Genomic DNA, 13,474 nt, shown 5'->3' on the forward strand with positions numbered 1-13,474 from the left:
GGACCAGACTGTCACGCTGAGCAAAGAGAGGGGTTGGACATGACTGAACCCGAACCCGAGCAGCCCGAGGCCGTCCCGCTCTATCTGCGGGTCGCCGCGGCCCTCCGGAGCGACCTCGCCGAACGGCACATCGTCCCCGGCAGCCGCCTTCCGTCCGAGCGCTCGCTCGCACACCGCTACCACGTCAACCGGCAGACCGTGCGCAGCGCGCTCCACCTGCTGCGCGAGGAACGTCTCGTCGTCACCGACCGCAGAGGCACCTTCGCGGCGGGCACCGAACACGAGCCGCGGGAGCCCGCCCTGACGGCCCGCCGGCAACTCTTCCCCGGCGGCACCGACGCCGCCGACGCCCTCGTGCGCGCCTCGCTCACCTGGGAGGCGCCGCCCGCCGGGATGACCGCCCGGCTGGGACTCGTACCGGGCGAACCCACCCTCGTCCACCGGCATGTCGTCCTGTCCCCCGGCGGGGCCCCGATGCAGCGGTCGGTGTCCTGGTTCTCGCGGGCGGCGGTCACCGAGATCCCGCAACTCGCGAAGTACCGGCGCACCAGAGGCTCCGTCCTCCGCCCGGACCTGCGGCTGCTCTACCACTGGATGCACCAGGCCGGACTCCGGCTCACCCGACGGGAGTCGATCGGTGTGCCGCCGGGCGCGACGACGGGCTCCCGGGGCGGGGCGCCCCGGCTGATCGTCCACCGGGTGGTGTGCGACCAGCACGGGCACGCGCTGGAGGTCACGGACATCGACTGCGCGGCGCAGGGGGTCTCCTGGACCTACGAGTTCAGCGGCTGACGACGGGGGACGGGATCCTGGATCGCGGATACGGGATCCCCTATCTCGGATCCAATATCCCATTCCGAGATCATGGATCATGGATCATGGATCATGGATCCAATATTCTGGATCCCGTCTCGTGGATCCGTCAGACGATCCCCTCCTCGATCTCCGCCTCCTCACGCGCCGTTCCGTACGCCGACGGTGTGCCGTACGAGCGGCGCGCCACGTACCACCACACGCTGGCCAGCACGAGGACCACGGCCAGCGCGACCACCGCGTAGTTCATCGAGGCGATCGTCACCGGCGACTTCTGCGGCAGGCAGAAGAGCACGGTGACGAGCGCGACCCATGCCACGGCGGTCCAGCCGATCGGGCGGCTCCAGCGGCCGAGGTTCCACGGGCCCGGCGTGAACCGCTTCCCCGCGCGCAGGCGCAGGTAGATGGGGATCGCGTAGGCGGGCGTGATGCCGATGACGTTGATCGCGGTGACGGCGCCATAGGCGGTGGCGGAGTACAGGGACGGGACGGCGAGGAGCGCGGCGACGCCTACGGCGAGCCAGACCGCGGGCACCGGCGTCTGCGTCCGGCTGCTGACCTTGCGCCAGAGGGCGGAGCCGGGCAGGGCGTTGTCGCGGCTGAAGGCGAAGACCATCCGGCTGGCGGCCGCCACCTCGGCGTTGCCGCAGAAGAGCTGGGCCACGATCACGACGAGCAGCAGCGCGGTGGCGCCGCCGGAGCCGAGCGCGTCGAGGAGGATCTGGGCCGGCGGGACTCCCGTGGCGCTGTTCTGCGTGCCCGCGTAGTCCTGGATCGCGAAGGTCAGTCCGGCGAGCAGCGCGAAGCCGGCGATCCAGGAGACCCAGATCGCCCGCACGATGCCCTTGGCGGCGCTGACCGAGGCGTTGGAGGTCTCCTCGGAGAGATGGGCGGAGGCGTCGTAGCCGGAGAAGGTGTACTGGGCGAGGAGCAGGCCGATGGCGGCGACGTAGAACGGGTTGGCCCAGCCGGTGTCGTTGACGAACTCGGTGAAGACGAACTCGACGGACTGGTGGCGGTCGGGGACGAGCGCCAGGGCGCCGACGATCACGGCCACTCCGGTGAGGTGCCACCAGACGCTGATCGAGTTCAGCACGCTGACCAGGCGGACGCCGAAGAGGTTGAGCACGGCGTGCAGCAGCAGGATGGCGAGGAAGATCAGGAAGGTGGAGCCGGCGGTGGGCACGATGCCCCACTGGAGGTTGAGGAAGGCTCCGGTGAACAGCGCGGCGCCGTAGTCGATGCCGGCGATCGCGCCGAGCAGACCGAGCAGGTTGAGCCAGCCGGTGTACCAGCCCCAGCGGCGGCCGCCCAGCCGGTCGGCCATGTAGTAGAGCGCGCCGGAGGTCGGATAGGCGCTGGTGACCTCGGCGAGGGCGAGGCCGACGCAGAGCACGAACAGACCGACGCCCGCCCAGCCCCACAGCATGACGGCGGGCCCGCCGGTGCCGAGGCCGAAGCCGTAGAGCGTCATGCACCCGGAGAGGACGGAGATGACGGAGAAGCTGATGGCGAAGTTGCCGAAGCCGCCCATGCGGCGGGCCAGGACGGGCTGGTAGCCGAGCTCTCTCAGCCGGGCCTCGTCGTCCTGGCCGCCCGCGCGGGGGCTGCGTGTCTCGTCGACGGGCGCGGTGCGGGACATGCCGGTACCTCCAGGGGGACGAACGGGGCGGGGGGACAGTCAGGGGGACAGGCCGGGCGTACGCCGGGTCAGGGGTCGAGGCAGCGGGCGCGGGCGCGCAGGAAGACCTCGGTGGCCTGGGCCCGGTCGTCGGGACGGTCGGTGCGGTAGGCCCAGGGCAGCACCGTGTGGTACGGCCCGAGGGCCTCGAAGACGCGCGCGGCGTCGGCGAAGCGCTGGGCGCCGAAGAGGGCGTGGGCGAGGTGGTTGAGGTCGAGCAGGGACGCCTCGTCGGTGGCGCAGAAGAGGAACCAGGAGTGCAGCGCCTGGTGGGCTTCGCGGATGGCGTCCTCGGCGACCCAGTGCAGGTCGAGGGCGTGGGTGTGGCCGCGTTCCCTGCGGTAGCGCTCCACGCGTACATAGAGCGGCAGGGCGTGCAGGGCCGAGCCGGTGGGCGCCGAACCGGCCGCCCACTGCGCGTAGTTGACCGCCTCGGAGAGCGAGCCGGAGGGGCGGGTGCAGAGGAGCTGGAGCATCCGTTGGTGGGCCTCGCGGTTCTGCGGGTCGCGCCGCTCGACCTCGGCGAGTAGTCCCCAGGGGCCGGGCGGCAGCATGGGGGCCGGCGGCGGAAGGCGGTGCTCCGCCATGCGCTGCCGCTCGTCCAGGGAGGCGAGGGCGAGCAGGCAGATCCAGGGGACGGGATCCTCGGGCGCGCGTGCGGCGGTGTCGCGGCAGGCGGTCCAGGCCTCCTGCCAGAGTTCGCGGGTACGGCGGTGGCCGCCCCGCCGGGCGCGTACGGCCCGCTCGACCGCGACGCGCGTGGACATGACCAGCGCGGGGACGCTGTCCGGCTGCTCGGTCCGCCAGGTCTGCACGACGTCGCCCCCGGCGGCGACGGTGGCGAGCACCTGGGTACGCCGCGTCCAGTCGCCCCAGTCGTGGGTCTCGTCGAGTAATCGGGCCGTGGACACCCAGCGGCCGGTCCGCAGGTCCTGGACCGCGTGCCGCAGGGCGTGGTCGTGACCCGCGGGATGATAGACGGGCCGGAAGGAGTGTCCTGCCATCACGGAGCGCAACGTGCGGTGGGGGGCATGGCTCCTCGATGGGTGAGGGGACGGGTTCCGGTGGGCGGCTCCCGGTGGGTGTCCGGCCGTTGATCGGCGATCACTATAGGGTCCGCCGGAAAAGCCCGATCGACTTTCGCTTCTGACCGTAACTATTCGGCCACGGACCGAATATGAGCAGGCGTCATGTTTGGCGTCCGAGTCGACGGACGACCTCGGACCCGCTTGACGGGAGGCGGGGCGTGCACCAGTCTTGCCCGTTCCGCGATCAAGGCCCGCTGCCCCTTCGAGAACGGGAGGACGAGTGATGACGGGTCCGGTGCTCGCCGTCGACCAGGGAACGTCGGGGACCAAGGCGCTCGTCGTCTGCCCCGAGCGGGGCGTCATCGGGACCGGCTCCGCACCCGTACGGCCCCGCTACCTGCCCGGTGGCCTGGTCGAGGTCGATCCCGCGCAGCTGTACGACTCCGTCGTCGCCGCAGGCCGCGCCGCACTCGCCGCCGCGGGCACCCCGGTCACGGCCGTGGGCCTGGCCAACCAGGGCGAGACGGTCCTCGCCTGGGACCCCGCGACGGGCGAACCGCTCACCGACGCCCTCGTCTGGCAGGACCGCCGGGCCGAGGACCTGTGCGGCGAACTCGGCGACCACGCCGACGCGTTGCGGGCCCTGACCGGACTGCCGCTCGATCCCTATTTCGCCGCTCCCAAGATGGCCTGGATCCGTCGGCATCTGACCGGGGCCGGCGTCGTCACCACGAGCGACGCCTGGCTGGTGCACCGCCTGACGGGTGCGTTCGTCACCGATGCCGCGACGGCGGGCCGGACCGGCCTGCTCGACCTCGACTCGGCCTCCTGGTCCGTGCCCGCCCTCGACGTCTTCGGGCTGGGCGGCGAGCGGCTCCCCCGGGTGGTCGACGCCGACACGTACGTCGGCACGACGACGGCGTTCGGCCCGGCGATCCCGCTGACCGGACTCCTGGTGGACCAGCAGGCGGCTCTGCTCGCGCAGAGCGTCACCACCCCCGGAGCCGCCAAGTGCACGTACGGAACAGGGGCGTTCCTGCTCGCGCAGACAGGAGCGGAGCCGCTGCGCGGCGGCTCGGGCCTGGTGAGCTGTGTGGCCTGGCGGCTCCGGGGACGGACGAGCTACTGCCTGGACGGGCAGGTCTACACCGTCGCGTCCGCCGTGCGCTGGCTGACCGACCTCGGGGTGCTGTCGGGGGCCGGGGAACTCGACGCGGTGGGAGCGACGGTGCCGGACAGCGGCGGGGTCACCTTCGTCCCGGCCCTGGCGGGTCTCGCCGCGCCCTGGTGGCGCGGCGATGTCCGGGGATCCGTGCACGGTCTGGGCCTGGACACGACCGCCGGGCATCTGGTCAGGGCGCTCTGCGAGGGGATCGCCGCACAGGTCGTGGAGCTGGCCGGAGCCGCGGCGTCCGACCTCGGCCGGCCGCTCTCCTCCCTGCGCGTCGACGGCGGACTCACCCGCTCCGCGCTGCTGATGCAGACCCAGGCGGACCTGCTGCAACTCCCCGTCGAGGTCTCGGCGTTGCCGGACGCCACGGCTCTCGGGGTCGGCGCGGTGACGCGTCTCGGCCTTGATCCGGGGCTCGCGGTCCAGGACGCCGTACCGGAGTGGAAGCCGTCGGCCGTCTACGAGCCGGCCGTGACCGCTGCGGAGGCGGCCGAGCGCCTGGGCCGGTTCAGCACCGCCGTGGCGGCGCTGCTCGACGGCGCCGGGGAAGCGCCACGGCCATGAGTGCGCGGCAGTCGGGGCGGTCCGGACAGGCGGACCGACGGACCGGGACGGTGACCCGCGCGGGCGCGCTCCCGAACACCTCGGCGGCCGGTACGGAGTACGACGTCGTGGTGGTCGGCGCCGGGGTGGTCGGCTCTGCGATCGCGCGCGAGCTGGCGCGCCGACCGCTGCGGGTCGCGCTGGTCGATGCGGCCGGCGATGTCGGCGAGGGCACGTCCAAGGCCAACACCGCGATCCTGCACACCGGTTTCGACGCCGTCCCCGGTTCGCTGGAGGCGCGGCTGGTACGGGACGGGCACCGGCTGCTGCGCGACTACGCGGGCGAGACGGGCATTCCCGTCGAGCCCCTCGGAGCGCTCCTCGTCGCGTGGGACGAGGAGCAGCTGGCCGCTCTCCCCCGCCTCGCGGACAAGGCCGTACGCAACGGCCATCGCACCACCCGCGCCCTGGAGCCGGACGAACTGCGCTCCCGGGAATCGCACTTGGGGCCAGGGGCGCTCGGCGCGCTGGAGGTTCCGGGCGAGTCGATCATCTGCCCCTGGACGACGACGCTCGCCTACGCCACCCAGGCCGTACGCTCCGGCGTCGACCTGCACCTCAACTGCCCGGTGGAGAAGGCCGATCCAGGGGCCCCGCACCGGTTGGTCACCCCCCGTGGGGTGCTGCGGGCCCGCTTCGTCGTCAACGCCTGCGGGCTGCACGCGGACCGGTTCGACGCTCTGTTCGGGCGGCGGGACTTCACGGTGACGCCGAGGCGCGGCCAGTTGATCGTCTTCGACTCCTTCGCCCGCGCCCTGGTCCACCACATCCTCCTCCCCGTGCCGGGCGCCCTCGGCAAGGGCGTCCTGGTGACGCCGACGGTGTACGGCAAGGTCCTGCTCGGCCCCACGGCGGAGAACCTCGACGACCGGACGGCGACCGGCACGACCGCCGAGGGTCTGGCGGCCCTGCGCGCCCAAGGGCGCCGCGTGCTCCCCGCCCTCCTCGACGAGGAGGTGACCGCCGTCTACGCGGGGCTGAGGGCCGCCACCGAGGAGGACGACTACCGGTGCGCGGCCCACCCGGGGCTGCGGTACGTCACGGCGGGCGGCATCCGCTCGACCGGCCTGACGGCCTCCTTGGCGATCGCCGCGCACATGGTGGAGCTGCTCGCGGAGTGCGGCCTGACGCTCGGGGCGGAACGCCCGCTCGCCCCGGTCCGGATGCCGAACCTCGGCGAGGCCTTCCCGCGCCCGTACCGGGATGCCGAACTGATCGGCCGTGACCCGGCGTTCGGGTCGGTCGTGTGTCACTGCGAGCGGGTGACCCGGGGCGAGATCCGGGACGCCCTCACCTCGACGATTCCGCCGGCCTCGCCGGAAGGACTGCGGCGCCGGACGCGGGCGCGGGGCGGCCGGTGCCAGGGCTTCTCGTGCGGGGCGGCCGTCCGGGCGATGTTCGAGGAAGGGGCGAGGCGGCCGAGGTCGGAGCGATGAAGAGGCGCGGGGCGCACCGGAGGGCGGCCGAGGTCGGAGCGATGAAGAGGCGCGGGGCGCACCGGAGGGCGGCCGAGGTCGGAGCGATGAAGAGGCGCGGGGCCCCGCCGGAGGGCCGACGGGGCCGGAAAGGGGCGGCGCGGTGAACCGTTTCGTCGATGTCCTTGTCGTCGGCGCGGGGCCCGCCGGGCTCGCATCCGCCGCGCGGCTGGCCGCGGTCGGCGCCGGCCGGTACCGGATCGAGGTCCTGGAGCGCGAACGCGAGGCAGGCGGGGCGCCGCGCCACAGCGCGCACGGCGGCTTCGGTCTCGCCGACTTCGGGCGGCCGCTCGACGGCCCGGGGTACGCCCGCCGGCTGACGCGCGCGACGGTCGCGGCCGGAGCCGCCGTCCGTACAGGCGTGTCGGTGACCGGCTGGGCCGGGCCGCTCACGTGGGAGGTCACGGCCCCGACCGGCCTGGAACGGATCACGGCGCGGGCGGTGGTCCTGGCGACCGGTGCGCGCGAACGGCCGCGCAGCGCACGTCTGGTGCCCGGGACACGGCCGGCCGGAGTCCTGACCACCGGCGAGCTCCAGCAGTCCGTGCACCTGTACGGGGTGCGGCGGGAGCGGCTCGGGCGGCGCGCCGTCGTGATCGGCGCCGAACCGGTGGCCCACCATGCGGTACGGGCCCTGCGCGGCGCCCAGGTCGACGTGGTGGCGATGGTCACGGAAGGGCCCCGCGGACCCCGGCGGTCCGGGGCGCTCCCGCCTCCGCCGCTGCTCACCGGCACGACGGTGACCGAACTGCTCGGCCGGGGCCGGCTCGCGGGCGTCCGCGTACGGCACGCCGACGGCCGGGAGGGCCTGATCCGCTGCGACACGGCCGTTTTCACCGGGGACTGGATCCCGGAGCACGAACTGGCCCGCGCGGGCGGGGTGCCGCTGGACGCCGGCACGCGCGGCCCCGCTGTCGACGGTGCCCATCGCACGGAGGTGGCGGGCGTCTTCGCCGCGGGCGACGTCCTGCGCGGGGCGGAGTCGGCGGCATCCGCGGCCGCCGAGGGGCGGGCGGCCGCGGATGCCGTCCTGCGGTATCTGTCGGGCGCGCCCTGGCCGGTCGGGGCGGTGCCGCTGCGGGCGGCGGGCGCGGTGCGGTGGGTGGCGCCGAACCTGATCGCGGCAGGCTCCGCCGCGGGCCCCTACGGGCTGGGTGCGGGGCGCTCGTTCCTGCTTCGGGTGGCCGAACCGCTGACGTGCCCCCTCGTCGAGATCCGGCAGGGCGACCGGGTCCTCCATCGCGGCCGGCTCCTGGGCACGGCGTGGCCGCACCGCTCGGTGCGGGTCCCCTCCGGGTGGGTGCGCGAGGTCGATCCGGTGGGCGGGCCGGTGACGGTGCGGGTCACCGGGTGACCTGCCAATGGCCTGGTCCACTGGCAGGTGCCCGGAACCGTTGACCGGAGCGACACCTCCCCCCATTCTCGTGGTCATGTTCATGACGGATGATGTGGACGGAGATCCCGTCCTTTTCCGACACGGAGGTGTCATGGTCCGGCGCATGGTCAGATCCCTGCTCGCCACACTCCTGGTGGTGGCCGCCGCGCTCGCGGGAACGGTCGCCACGTCCGGCACCGCCCACGCCGACGAGTGCTACACCTGGGGCCGTACGCTCTCCTCGGGCATGTCCGGGGCGGACGTGACCCAGCTGCAGATCCGGGTCGCCGGATACCCCGGATACGGCGCCGTCCTCGGCGTCGACGGTGCCTACGGCCCGGCCACCAAGGCCGCCGTGACCCGCTTCCAGCAGGCGTACGGACTGGCTGCCGACGGCGTCGCCGGCCCCGCCACCTTCGCCAAGCTCTACGCCCTCCAGGACGCGGACTGCACACCGGTCCACTTCACCTACGCCGAGCTCAACAAGTGCAACAGCGACTTCTCCGGCGGCGCCGTGAGCGCGGCCACCGCCAAGTCCAACGCCCTGCGCGCGATGTGGAAGCTGGAGGCGCTGCGCCACGCGCTGGGCGACGTTCCCATCTCGGTGAGCAGCGGATTCCGCTCGCACGCCTGCAACTCGGCGGTCGGCGGAGCCTCCGACAGCCGCCATCTGTACGGCGACGGCATCGACCTGACGGGGTCGCCCTCGCTGTGCACGCTGGCCAAGCAGGCACGCAACCACGGCTTCAACGGGATCCTCGGCCCCGGCTACCCCGGCCACGGCGACCACGCGCACGTCGACACCCGCGGCTCCCGCTTCTGGTCCGCCAGTAGCTGCGGTATCTGACCCGCTCGGCGACACTGGGCGGTATGCCGGACAAGCGCAGCGCTGGGCTCCTTCTCTTCCGCAGGACGGCGGACGGTGGTTTCGAGGTGCTCATCGGCCATATGGGCGGGCCCTTCTGGGCGTCGAAGGACGTCTCCGCCTGGTCGATCCCGAAGGGCGAGTACGGTCCCGAGGAGACACCGGAGGCCGCCGCCCGCCGCGAGTTCGAGGAGGAGCTCGGCCTGCCGGCGCCGGACGGCGAGCCGATCGCGCTCGGCGAGGCCCGGCAGAAGAACGGAAAGACCGTCACGATCTGGGCGGTCGAGGCGGATCTCGACCCGACACTGGTCGTGCCGGGCACGTTCACGATGGAGTGGCCGCGCGGCTCGGGGGTCCAGCGCGCGTTCCCGGAGATCGACCGCGTCGGCTGGTTCGTCCCGGAGGCGGCCGCTCCGCTGCTCGTGTCGGGCCAGCGCATCTTCCTGGAGAGGCTCTCCCAACGGCTGGACGGACGGGGCTGAGCCCGATTGTCAGACCCGTACGAGAGGGTGGAGGTCGCCAACCTGTCGAGAGGGAGCCCGACATGATCACGACCTCCGCCCGCGAGCGCGCCGCCGCCCAGGCGTACCTCCGGCTACTGGAGTCCACGCAGGCCGTGCTGACCGATCCGCACCTCGTGCCCTACGCGGGGGCGATGCTCTCCCACCCCATGGCCGAGGCCGACGAGGCACTGCGCGCGGCGGGCCTCTCCGGCAACGAGGCGCGCCTGCTGCGCCTCGTCTCGGCCCTGCGCGCCTCCCCGGCGGGCGACCTCGGCCGGACGGGGTGAGCGGCCGGGGACTTCGTCAGGACACTCCCTGGCCGCCGAGGCGTACGGGGAGGGTGCGGACGCTGTTGCCGACGAAGCTCGCGTGCCGGGCCAGGTCCTCCTTGGGGACGGCGAGGTCGAGGTCGGGGAAGCGGGTGAAGAGCGCCTCCAGGGCGATCGTCGCCTCCATGCGGGCGAGCGGGGCGCCCAGGCAGTAGTGGGGGCCGTGGCCGAGGGAGAGGTGTTTGGCGGCCGGGACGCGGGTGATGTCGAAGCGGTCGGCGTCCGGGCCGTGGGCCTTCGTGTCGCGGCCGGCCGCCGAGTAGCCGGCCAGGACCGGTGTGCCCTTCGGGATGAGCGTGCCGCCGACGGTCAGATCGCGGGTGGGGTAGCGGAACGGGAAGTAGCTGACCGGGCTGTCCCAGCGCAGGGTCTCCTCGACCACGTCGGACCAGTCGGCGCGCCCGGCCCGGAGGTGGCCGAGCTGGTCCCGGTGCGCGCACAGGGCACGGACGGCGTTGGTGAGGAGGTTCAGCGTCGTCTCGTGACCGGCGATGATCAGCAGGACCATCGTGCCGATGAGCTCCGGCTGGCTGAGCCGGTCGCCGCCCTCGTCGCGAGCGGCGATGAGCGCGCTGACGAGGTCGTCGCCGGGGTGGCGGGCGCGGTCGGCGGCGATCGTGGTCAGGACCTCCAGGAGCTCCCGGTTGGCGGCCATGGCGGCCTCCGGGCTGATGTCGGTGGCCACGACCTGCTGGGAGAGGTGGTGCAGCCGGTCCTGGTACGTCTCCTCGACGCCGAGGAGTTCGCAGATGACGCCGAGGGGCAGCGGAAGGGCGAAGTGGCGGCGCAGGTCGGCGACCGCGTCGCCGGAGCGGGCGGCCGCCTCGGCGAGCCGGTCCAGGAGACCGGCGGTGACCGTCTCGATCCGGGGCCGCAGCGCCTCGACCCGGCGGGCGGTGAAGGCCTTGCTGACGAGGGAGCGCAGCCGTCGGTGGTCGGCGTCGTCGGCGGTGGTCATGCCGTGGACGGTGGCGAACGTGCGCAGCGGCCAGCCGTCGGGTATCCGGCCGTCACTGAGGGCGGTGAAGTGCTGGGCGTTCTTGGCGACGTCGGGGTGGGCGAGGAAGTCGCGCAGCGCGTCGTGGCCCAGCACGGCCATGCCCGCGACCTCCCCGGGCATCACCACGGGGGTCACGGCGCCCTGCGCGAGCAGGCGGGCGTTGGCCGCGTGCGGGCAGCCACCGGTGGGGTCGAGGCGGTACGGCGTGGCGTTCAACGGGTTCTCCTGACGGCGAGGACGGACCGGAGCGACGCACGAGCGGTCAGATCCTACGGTCAACTCGTCCTGTGCCGGGTGGAGTCGGGGCGTTCCTGACGCGGTGGGCGGGGGTGCCGGCCGAGGAGTTCCGCCAGGCCCCGGCGGGTGGTGGCGACGAGGACGCGGTCGCCCGCCCCGAGGACGCGGTCCGGCTCCAGTTGCCAGACGAGCCCTGCCGCGTGCCGGCCCAGAGGTGCCGAGCCGGTGGCGCGGGCGATGATCCGCCAGGCCCCCGGGCGGAAGGCCTCGGCCACCGTACGCCCCTCCAGGAGCGGGTTGCCGCCCGCCTCCACGGCGGCGAAGAGCAGCACCCTGCGCTCCACCGGGATGGCGCCCAGGATCTGGCGCCCCATCATGGCGCCCGCGAAGGCGGGTGCGGCCAGGTGCGAGACGCTGCGGCTGCGGGTCAGCGCCTCGGGGTGGGCGGCACGCAGGGTCCGGTAGACGGCGGTGGCGAAGTCGTCGTCGTAGAGCCGCAGGGCGACGCGGAGGTCGGGCTTGACGGAGCGGGCGGAGAGCGCGGCCTCCAGGTTGGTGATGTCGATGCTGGTCAGGGCGAGCAGGGCGTGGGCCCGGTGGATCCGGGCGGCCTCCAGGACGCCTTCCTCGGTGACGTCTCCGATGACCGTGGGCACGCGCAGTCGACGGGCGAGCGCGATGCCGCGCGCCTCGGGGTCGGACTCGACGCAGACCACGGGGATGTCGAGGCGGCGCAGCCGGGCCAGCACTCGGGTGCCGACCTTGCCGAGGCCGAGGAGCACCACGTGTCCGGACAGGCCACGGGGCGGGCGGCGCAGGGAGGTCGCGGTGCGGAAGGTGCCGAGGGCCTCCAGGATGCCCGCGATGAGGACCGGCATCAGGAGGAGCCCGACGAAACCGGCGAGGATCTGCAGCACCTGACGGCCGGTCGTCGCGTCGACTGCGGGGTCGCCGATGGCGAAGATGTCGAGGAGCGTGAGGTAGGCGGCGTGCAGGGGGTGGTCCCCGGTGGTGAGCCAGGTGGCGAGGGCGATCGCACCGACGGCGGCGGTGACGCCCGCGAGCGACCAGCGCAGCCGCCGGGAGAACAGCGAGCCCACAGGCAGGGCCGAGGCCCCGAACCGCTTGGTGGACAGGGTGGGTCCCGCGTAGGTGATCGCTTCGAGGGCGACCGTGCCCCGGCCGGGGGCGGCGGCGACGGCACCGTCGTCGGGCAGCAGCAGCGGGCCCTGGGCGCCGCTGCCCTCCGAGCCCTCGACGCCCGCCGGGTCGTTGGTGGTCGCCGACAGCAGCGCGAGCGTGCAGAGCCCCGGGTCGGCGACCTCGCCACGGGCGGGCGGGGTCCGCTCGACGGCGTGCAGCAGCAGTCCGCCGGCCTGCACGACCTTGCTCGTTCCGGCGACGGCGGTGGCGGCGAGGGCGGGGGCCGCCGTGTCCGCGTCCGACAGCACCGTCGTCGCCGCGTCGAGCTCCTTGGGGTCGAGACCGGGCTCGGCGACGGTGGCGGCCTGGTCCAGGAGCGTCTCCAGGTGCTGGCCGAGCTTGCGGTTGTAGAGCCGGATGACCAGACGCAGCCTCGGGTTGAGGCGGCGCGCTGCGAGGGCGGCCCGGATGTTGGTCTCGTCGTCGTCGTGGACGAGGGCGAGCGCGGAGGCCCGCTCCACACCCGCGTCGATGAGCACGGCGTCGTCGACGTCCACCGTCTCGACCAGCCGGATCGACCGGCCCTCGGCCACCACGCGCTGGTCGTCGGCGGGGGCGGTGCGGGTCACGGCGGCGGTCACCCGGCCGAAGAGCGAGGCGGCGCGCCCTGGGCGCCCGGACGGCGTCTGCGGCGCGTCGCTGCGCGCCGGGACGAGCAGGGTGATCCGCTCCCCGTACACGTCGTGAAGCTCGTGGGCGAGCCGGTGGGCGAGGACGTCGTCACCGCAGACGATCATGTGGCCGACGCGCGCGGGCGGCGGCTGCCGATCGTGCCGGAGGCCGCCCGGGGGCTCGGCGGCGGGCGTCCGCCGCGGGGGCTCGGGGGGAACAGGCGTGCTCTGGTACGGAAGTGAGGCCACGTCACCAGCATGCCGTGCCCCACCGACACCCTGTCCACCGCCCGGGGGGCCGGAGCCAGGAGCGGCGTGGTCCGCCGGCAGGACGAGGGCGCGCGGCACCTCCGCCGGGGGCGGGGCCGGAGGGAGTCGGCCGTCGGCCGCAGGGGCCCTCGCGTGCCCGCGCCGGGGGACTCGCGGCACGCGCGCCCGCGCGTCAGCTCCGCCGGGACGGGCCGGAGCGGGTCGTCCGCCGTCCGCAGGGGGCCTCGCTCGCCCCCGCCGCACGGGCTCGTGGCCCCGCCCGGGCGGGTTCTGGGTCGACTCGGCCGCCGCGTCGTCGCGTCGTCGCGTC

At 74.1% G+C, this 13,474-nt stretch carries 11 protein-coding genes; 7 read left to right on the plus strand and 4 right to left on the minus strand.

Annotated features, from left to right (window positions below):
• Nucleotides 1-39: 39 nt before the first annotated feature.
• Complete coding sequence (locus tag ACIPPS_RS13280) at nucleotides 40-792, plus strand: GntR family transcriptional regulator (RefSeq protein WP_401430445.1); 753 nt, start codon at nucleotides 40-42, stop codon at nucleotides 790-792.
• A 130-nt stretch (nucleotides 793-922) separates the two neighbouring features.
• Here the strand turns inward: ACIPPS_RS13280 and ACIPPS_RS13285 are convergent, their stop codons facing one another.
• Together ACIPPS_RS13285 and ACIPPS_RS13290 are read right to left on the minus strand one after the other, a co-directional pair.
• Nucleotides 923-2,455 (minus strand): amino acid permease, encoded by a 1,533-nt coding sequence (locus ACIPPS_RS13285; RefSeq protein ID WP_401430447.1) that lies wholly within the window; start codon nucleotides 2,453-2,455, stop codon nucleotides 923-925.
• A gap of 68 nt (nucleotides 2,456-2,523) precedes the next feature.
• Nucleotides 2,524-3,498, minus strand: coding sequence for a hypothetical protein (locus ACIPPS_RS13290; protein ID WP_401431405.1), 975 nt, complete (start codon nucleotides 3,496-3,498; stop codon nucleotides 2,524-2,526).
• 307 nt (nucleotides 3,499-3,805) lie between these two features.
• On the opposite strand from ACIPPS_RS13290, the gene ACIPPS_RS13295 reads away from it, so the two are divergent.
• The 6 genes from ACIPPS_RS13295 (at nucleotide 3,806) to ACIPPS_RS13320 (ending at nucleotide 9,801) form a co-directional block, all read left to right on the plus strand.
• A complete protein-coding gene (locus ACIPPS_RS13295; protein ID WP_401430449.1) occupies nucleotides 3,806-5,257 on the plus strand; it encodes an FGGY family carbohydrate kinase in 1,452 nt (483 codons plus the stop codon).
• Entirely contained in the window at nucleotides 5,254-6,732 is a 1,479-nt protein-coding gene (locus ACIPPS_RS13300) for an FAD-dependent oxidoreductase (protein WP_401430451.1), read from the plus strand. Before ACIPPS_RS13295 ends, ACIPPS_RS13300 begins: the two co-directional genes overlap by 4 nt.
• A 142-nt stretch (nucleotides 6,733-6,874) precedes the next feature.
• Nucleotides 6,875-8,125 carry an NAD(P)/FAD-dependent oxidoreductase gene (locus ACIPPS_RS13305; protein ID WP_401430453.1) on the plus strand — a complete coding sequence of 417 codons (1,251 nt, stop codon included), beginning with the start codon at nucleotides 6,875-6,877 and terminating at the stop codon, nucleotides 8,123-8,125.
• A 133-nt stretch (nucleotides 8,126-8,258) separates the two neighbouring features.
• Nucleotides 8,259-8,993, plus strand: a complete 735-nt coding sequence (locus ACIPPS_RS13310) for a D-Ala-D-Ala carboxypeptidase family metallohydrolase (protein ID WP_401430455.1) — start codon at nucleotides 8,259-8,261, stop codon at nucleotides 8,991-8,993.
• 23 nt (nucleotides 8,994-9,016) lie between these two features.
• Nucleotides 9,017-9,493, plus strand: coding sequence for an NUDIX domain-containing protein (locus ACIPPS_RS13315; protein ID WP_401430457.1), 477 nt, complete (start codon nucleotides 9,017-9,019; stop codon nucleotides 9,491-9,493).
• 62 nt (nucleotides 9,494-9,555) lie between these two features.
• The gene (locus tag ACIPPS_RS13320) at nucleotides 9,556-9,801 is read left to right on the plus strand and encodes a hypothetical protein (RefSeq protein WP_401430459.1); all 246 of its coding nucleotides are present in this window, start codon (nucleotides 9,556-9,558) and stop codon (nucleotides 9,799-9,801) included.
• Nucleotides 9,802-9,817: 16 nt separating this feature from the next.
• Here the strand turns inward: ACIPPS_RS13320 and ACIPPS_RS13325 are convergent, their stop codons facing one another.
• Nucleotides 9,818-11,059 carry a cytochrome P450 gene (locus tag ACIPPS_RS13325; protein ID WP_401430461.1) on the minus strand — a complete coding sequence of 414 codons (1,242 nt, stop codon included), beginning with the start codon at nucleotides 11,057-11,059 and terminating at the stop codon, nucleotides 9,818-9,820.
• A gap of 59 nt (nucleotides 11,060-11,118) precedes the next feature.
• Complete coding sequence (locus ACIPPS_RS13330) at nucleotides 11,119-13,020, minus strand: NAD-binding protein (protein WP_401431408.1); 1,902 nt, start codon at nucleotides 13,018-13,020, stop codon at nucleotides 11,119-11,121.
• Nucleotides 13,021-13,474 lie beyond the last annotated feature (454 nt).

Origin of the sequence: Streptomyces sp. NPDC090127, from assembly GCF_044746945.1 — a bacterium.
Taxonomy (GTDB): Bacteria; Actinomycetota; Actinomycetes; order Streptomycetales; family Streptomycetaceae; genus Streptomyces.

What these genes read in the sequence shown, in the direction of transcription:
- ACIPPS_RS13310 (WP_401430455.1), top strand. Translation starts at nt 8,259, where the DNA reads ATGGTCCGGCGCATGGTCAGATCCCTGCTCGCCACACTCCTGGTGGTG.
- ACIPPS_RS13290 (WP_401431405.1), bottom strand. Translation starts at nt 3,498, where the DNA reads ATGGCAGGACACTCCTTCCGGCCCGTCTATCATCCCGCGGGTCACGAC.
- ACIPPS_RS13280 (WP_401430445.1), top strand. Translation starts at nt 40, where the DNA reads ATGACTGAACCCGAACCCGAGCAGCCCGAGGCCGTCCCGCTCTATCTG.
- ACIPPS_RS13285 (WP_401430447.1), bottom strand. Translation starts at nt 2,455, where the DNA reads ATGTCCCGCACCGCGCCCGTCGACGAGACACGCAGCCCCCGCGCGGGC.
- ACIPPS_RS13295 (WP_401430449.1), top strand. Translation starts at nt 3,806, where the DNA reads ATGACGGGTCCGGTGCTCGCCGTCGACCAGGGAACGTCGGGGACCAAG.
- ACIPPS_RS13320 (WP_401430459.1), top strand. Translation starts at nt 9,556, where the DNA reads ATGATCACGACCTCCGCCCGCGAGCGCGCCGCCGCCCAGGCGTACCTC.
- ACIPPS_RS13300 (WP_401430451.1), top strand. Translation starts at nt 5,254, where the DNA reads ATGAGTGCGCGGCAGTCGGGGCGGTCCGGACAGGCGGACCGACGGACC.
- ACIPPS_RS13330 (WP_401431408.1), bottom strand. Translation starts at nt 13,020, where the DNA reads ATGATCGTCTGCGGTGACGACGTCCTCGCCCACCGGCTCGCCCACGAG.
- ACIPPS_RS13315 (WP_401430457.1), top strand. Translation starts at nt 9,017, where the DNA reads ATGCCGGACAAGCGCAGCGCTGGGCTCCTTCTCTTCCGCAGGACGGCG.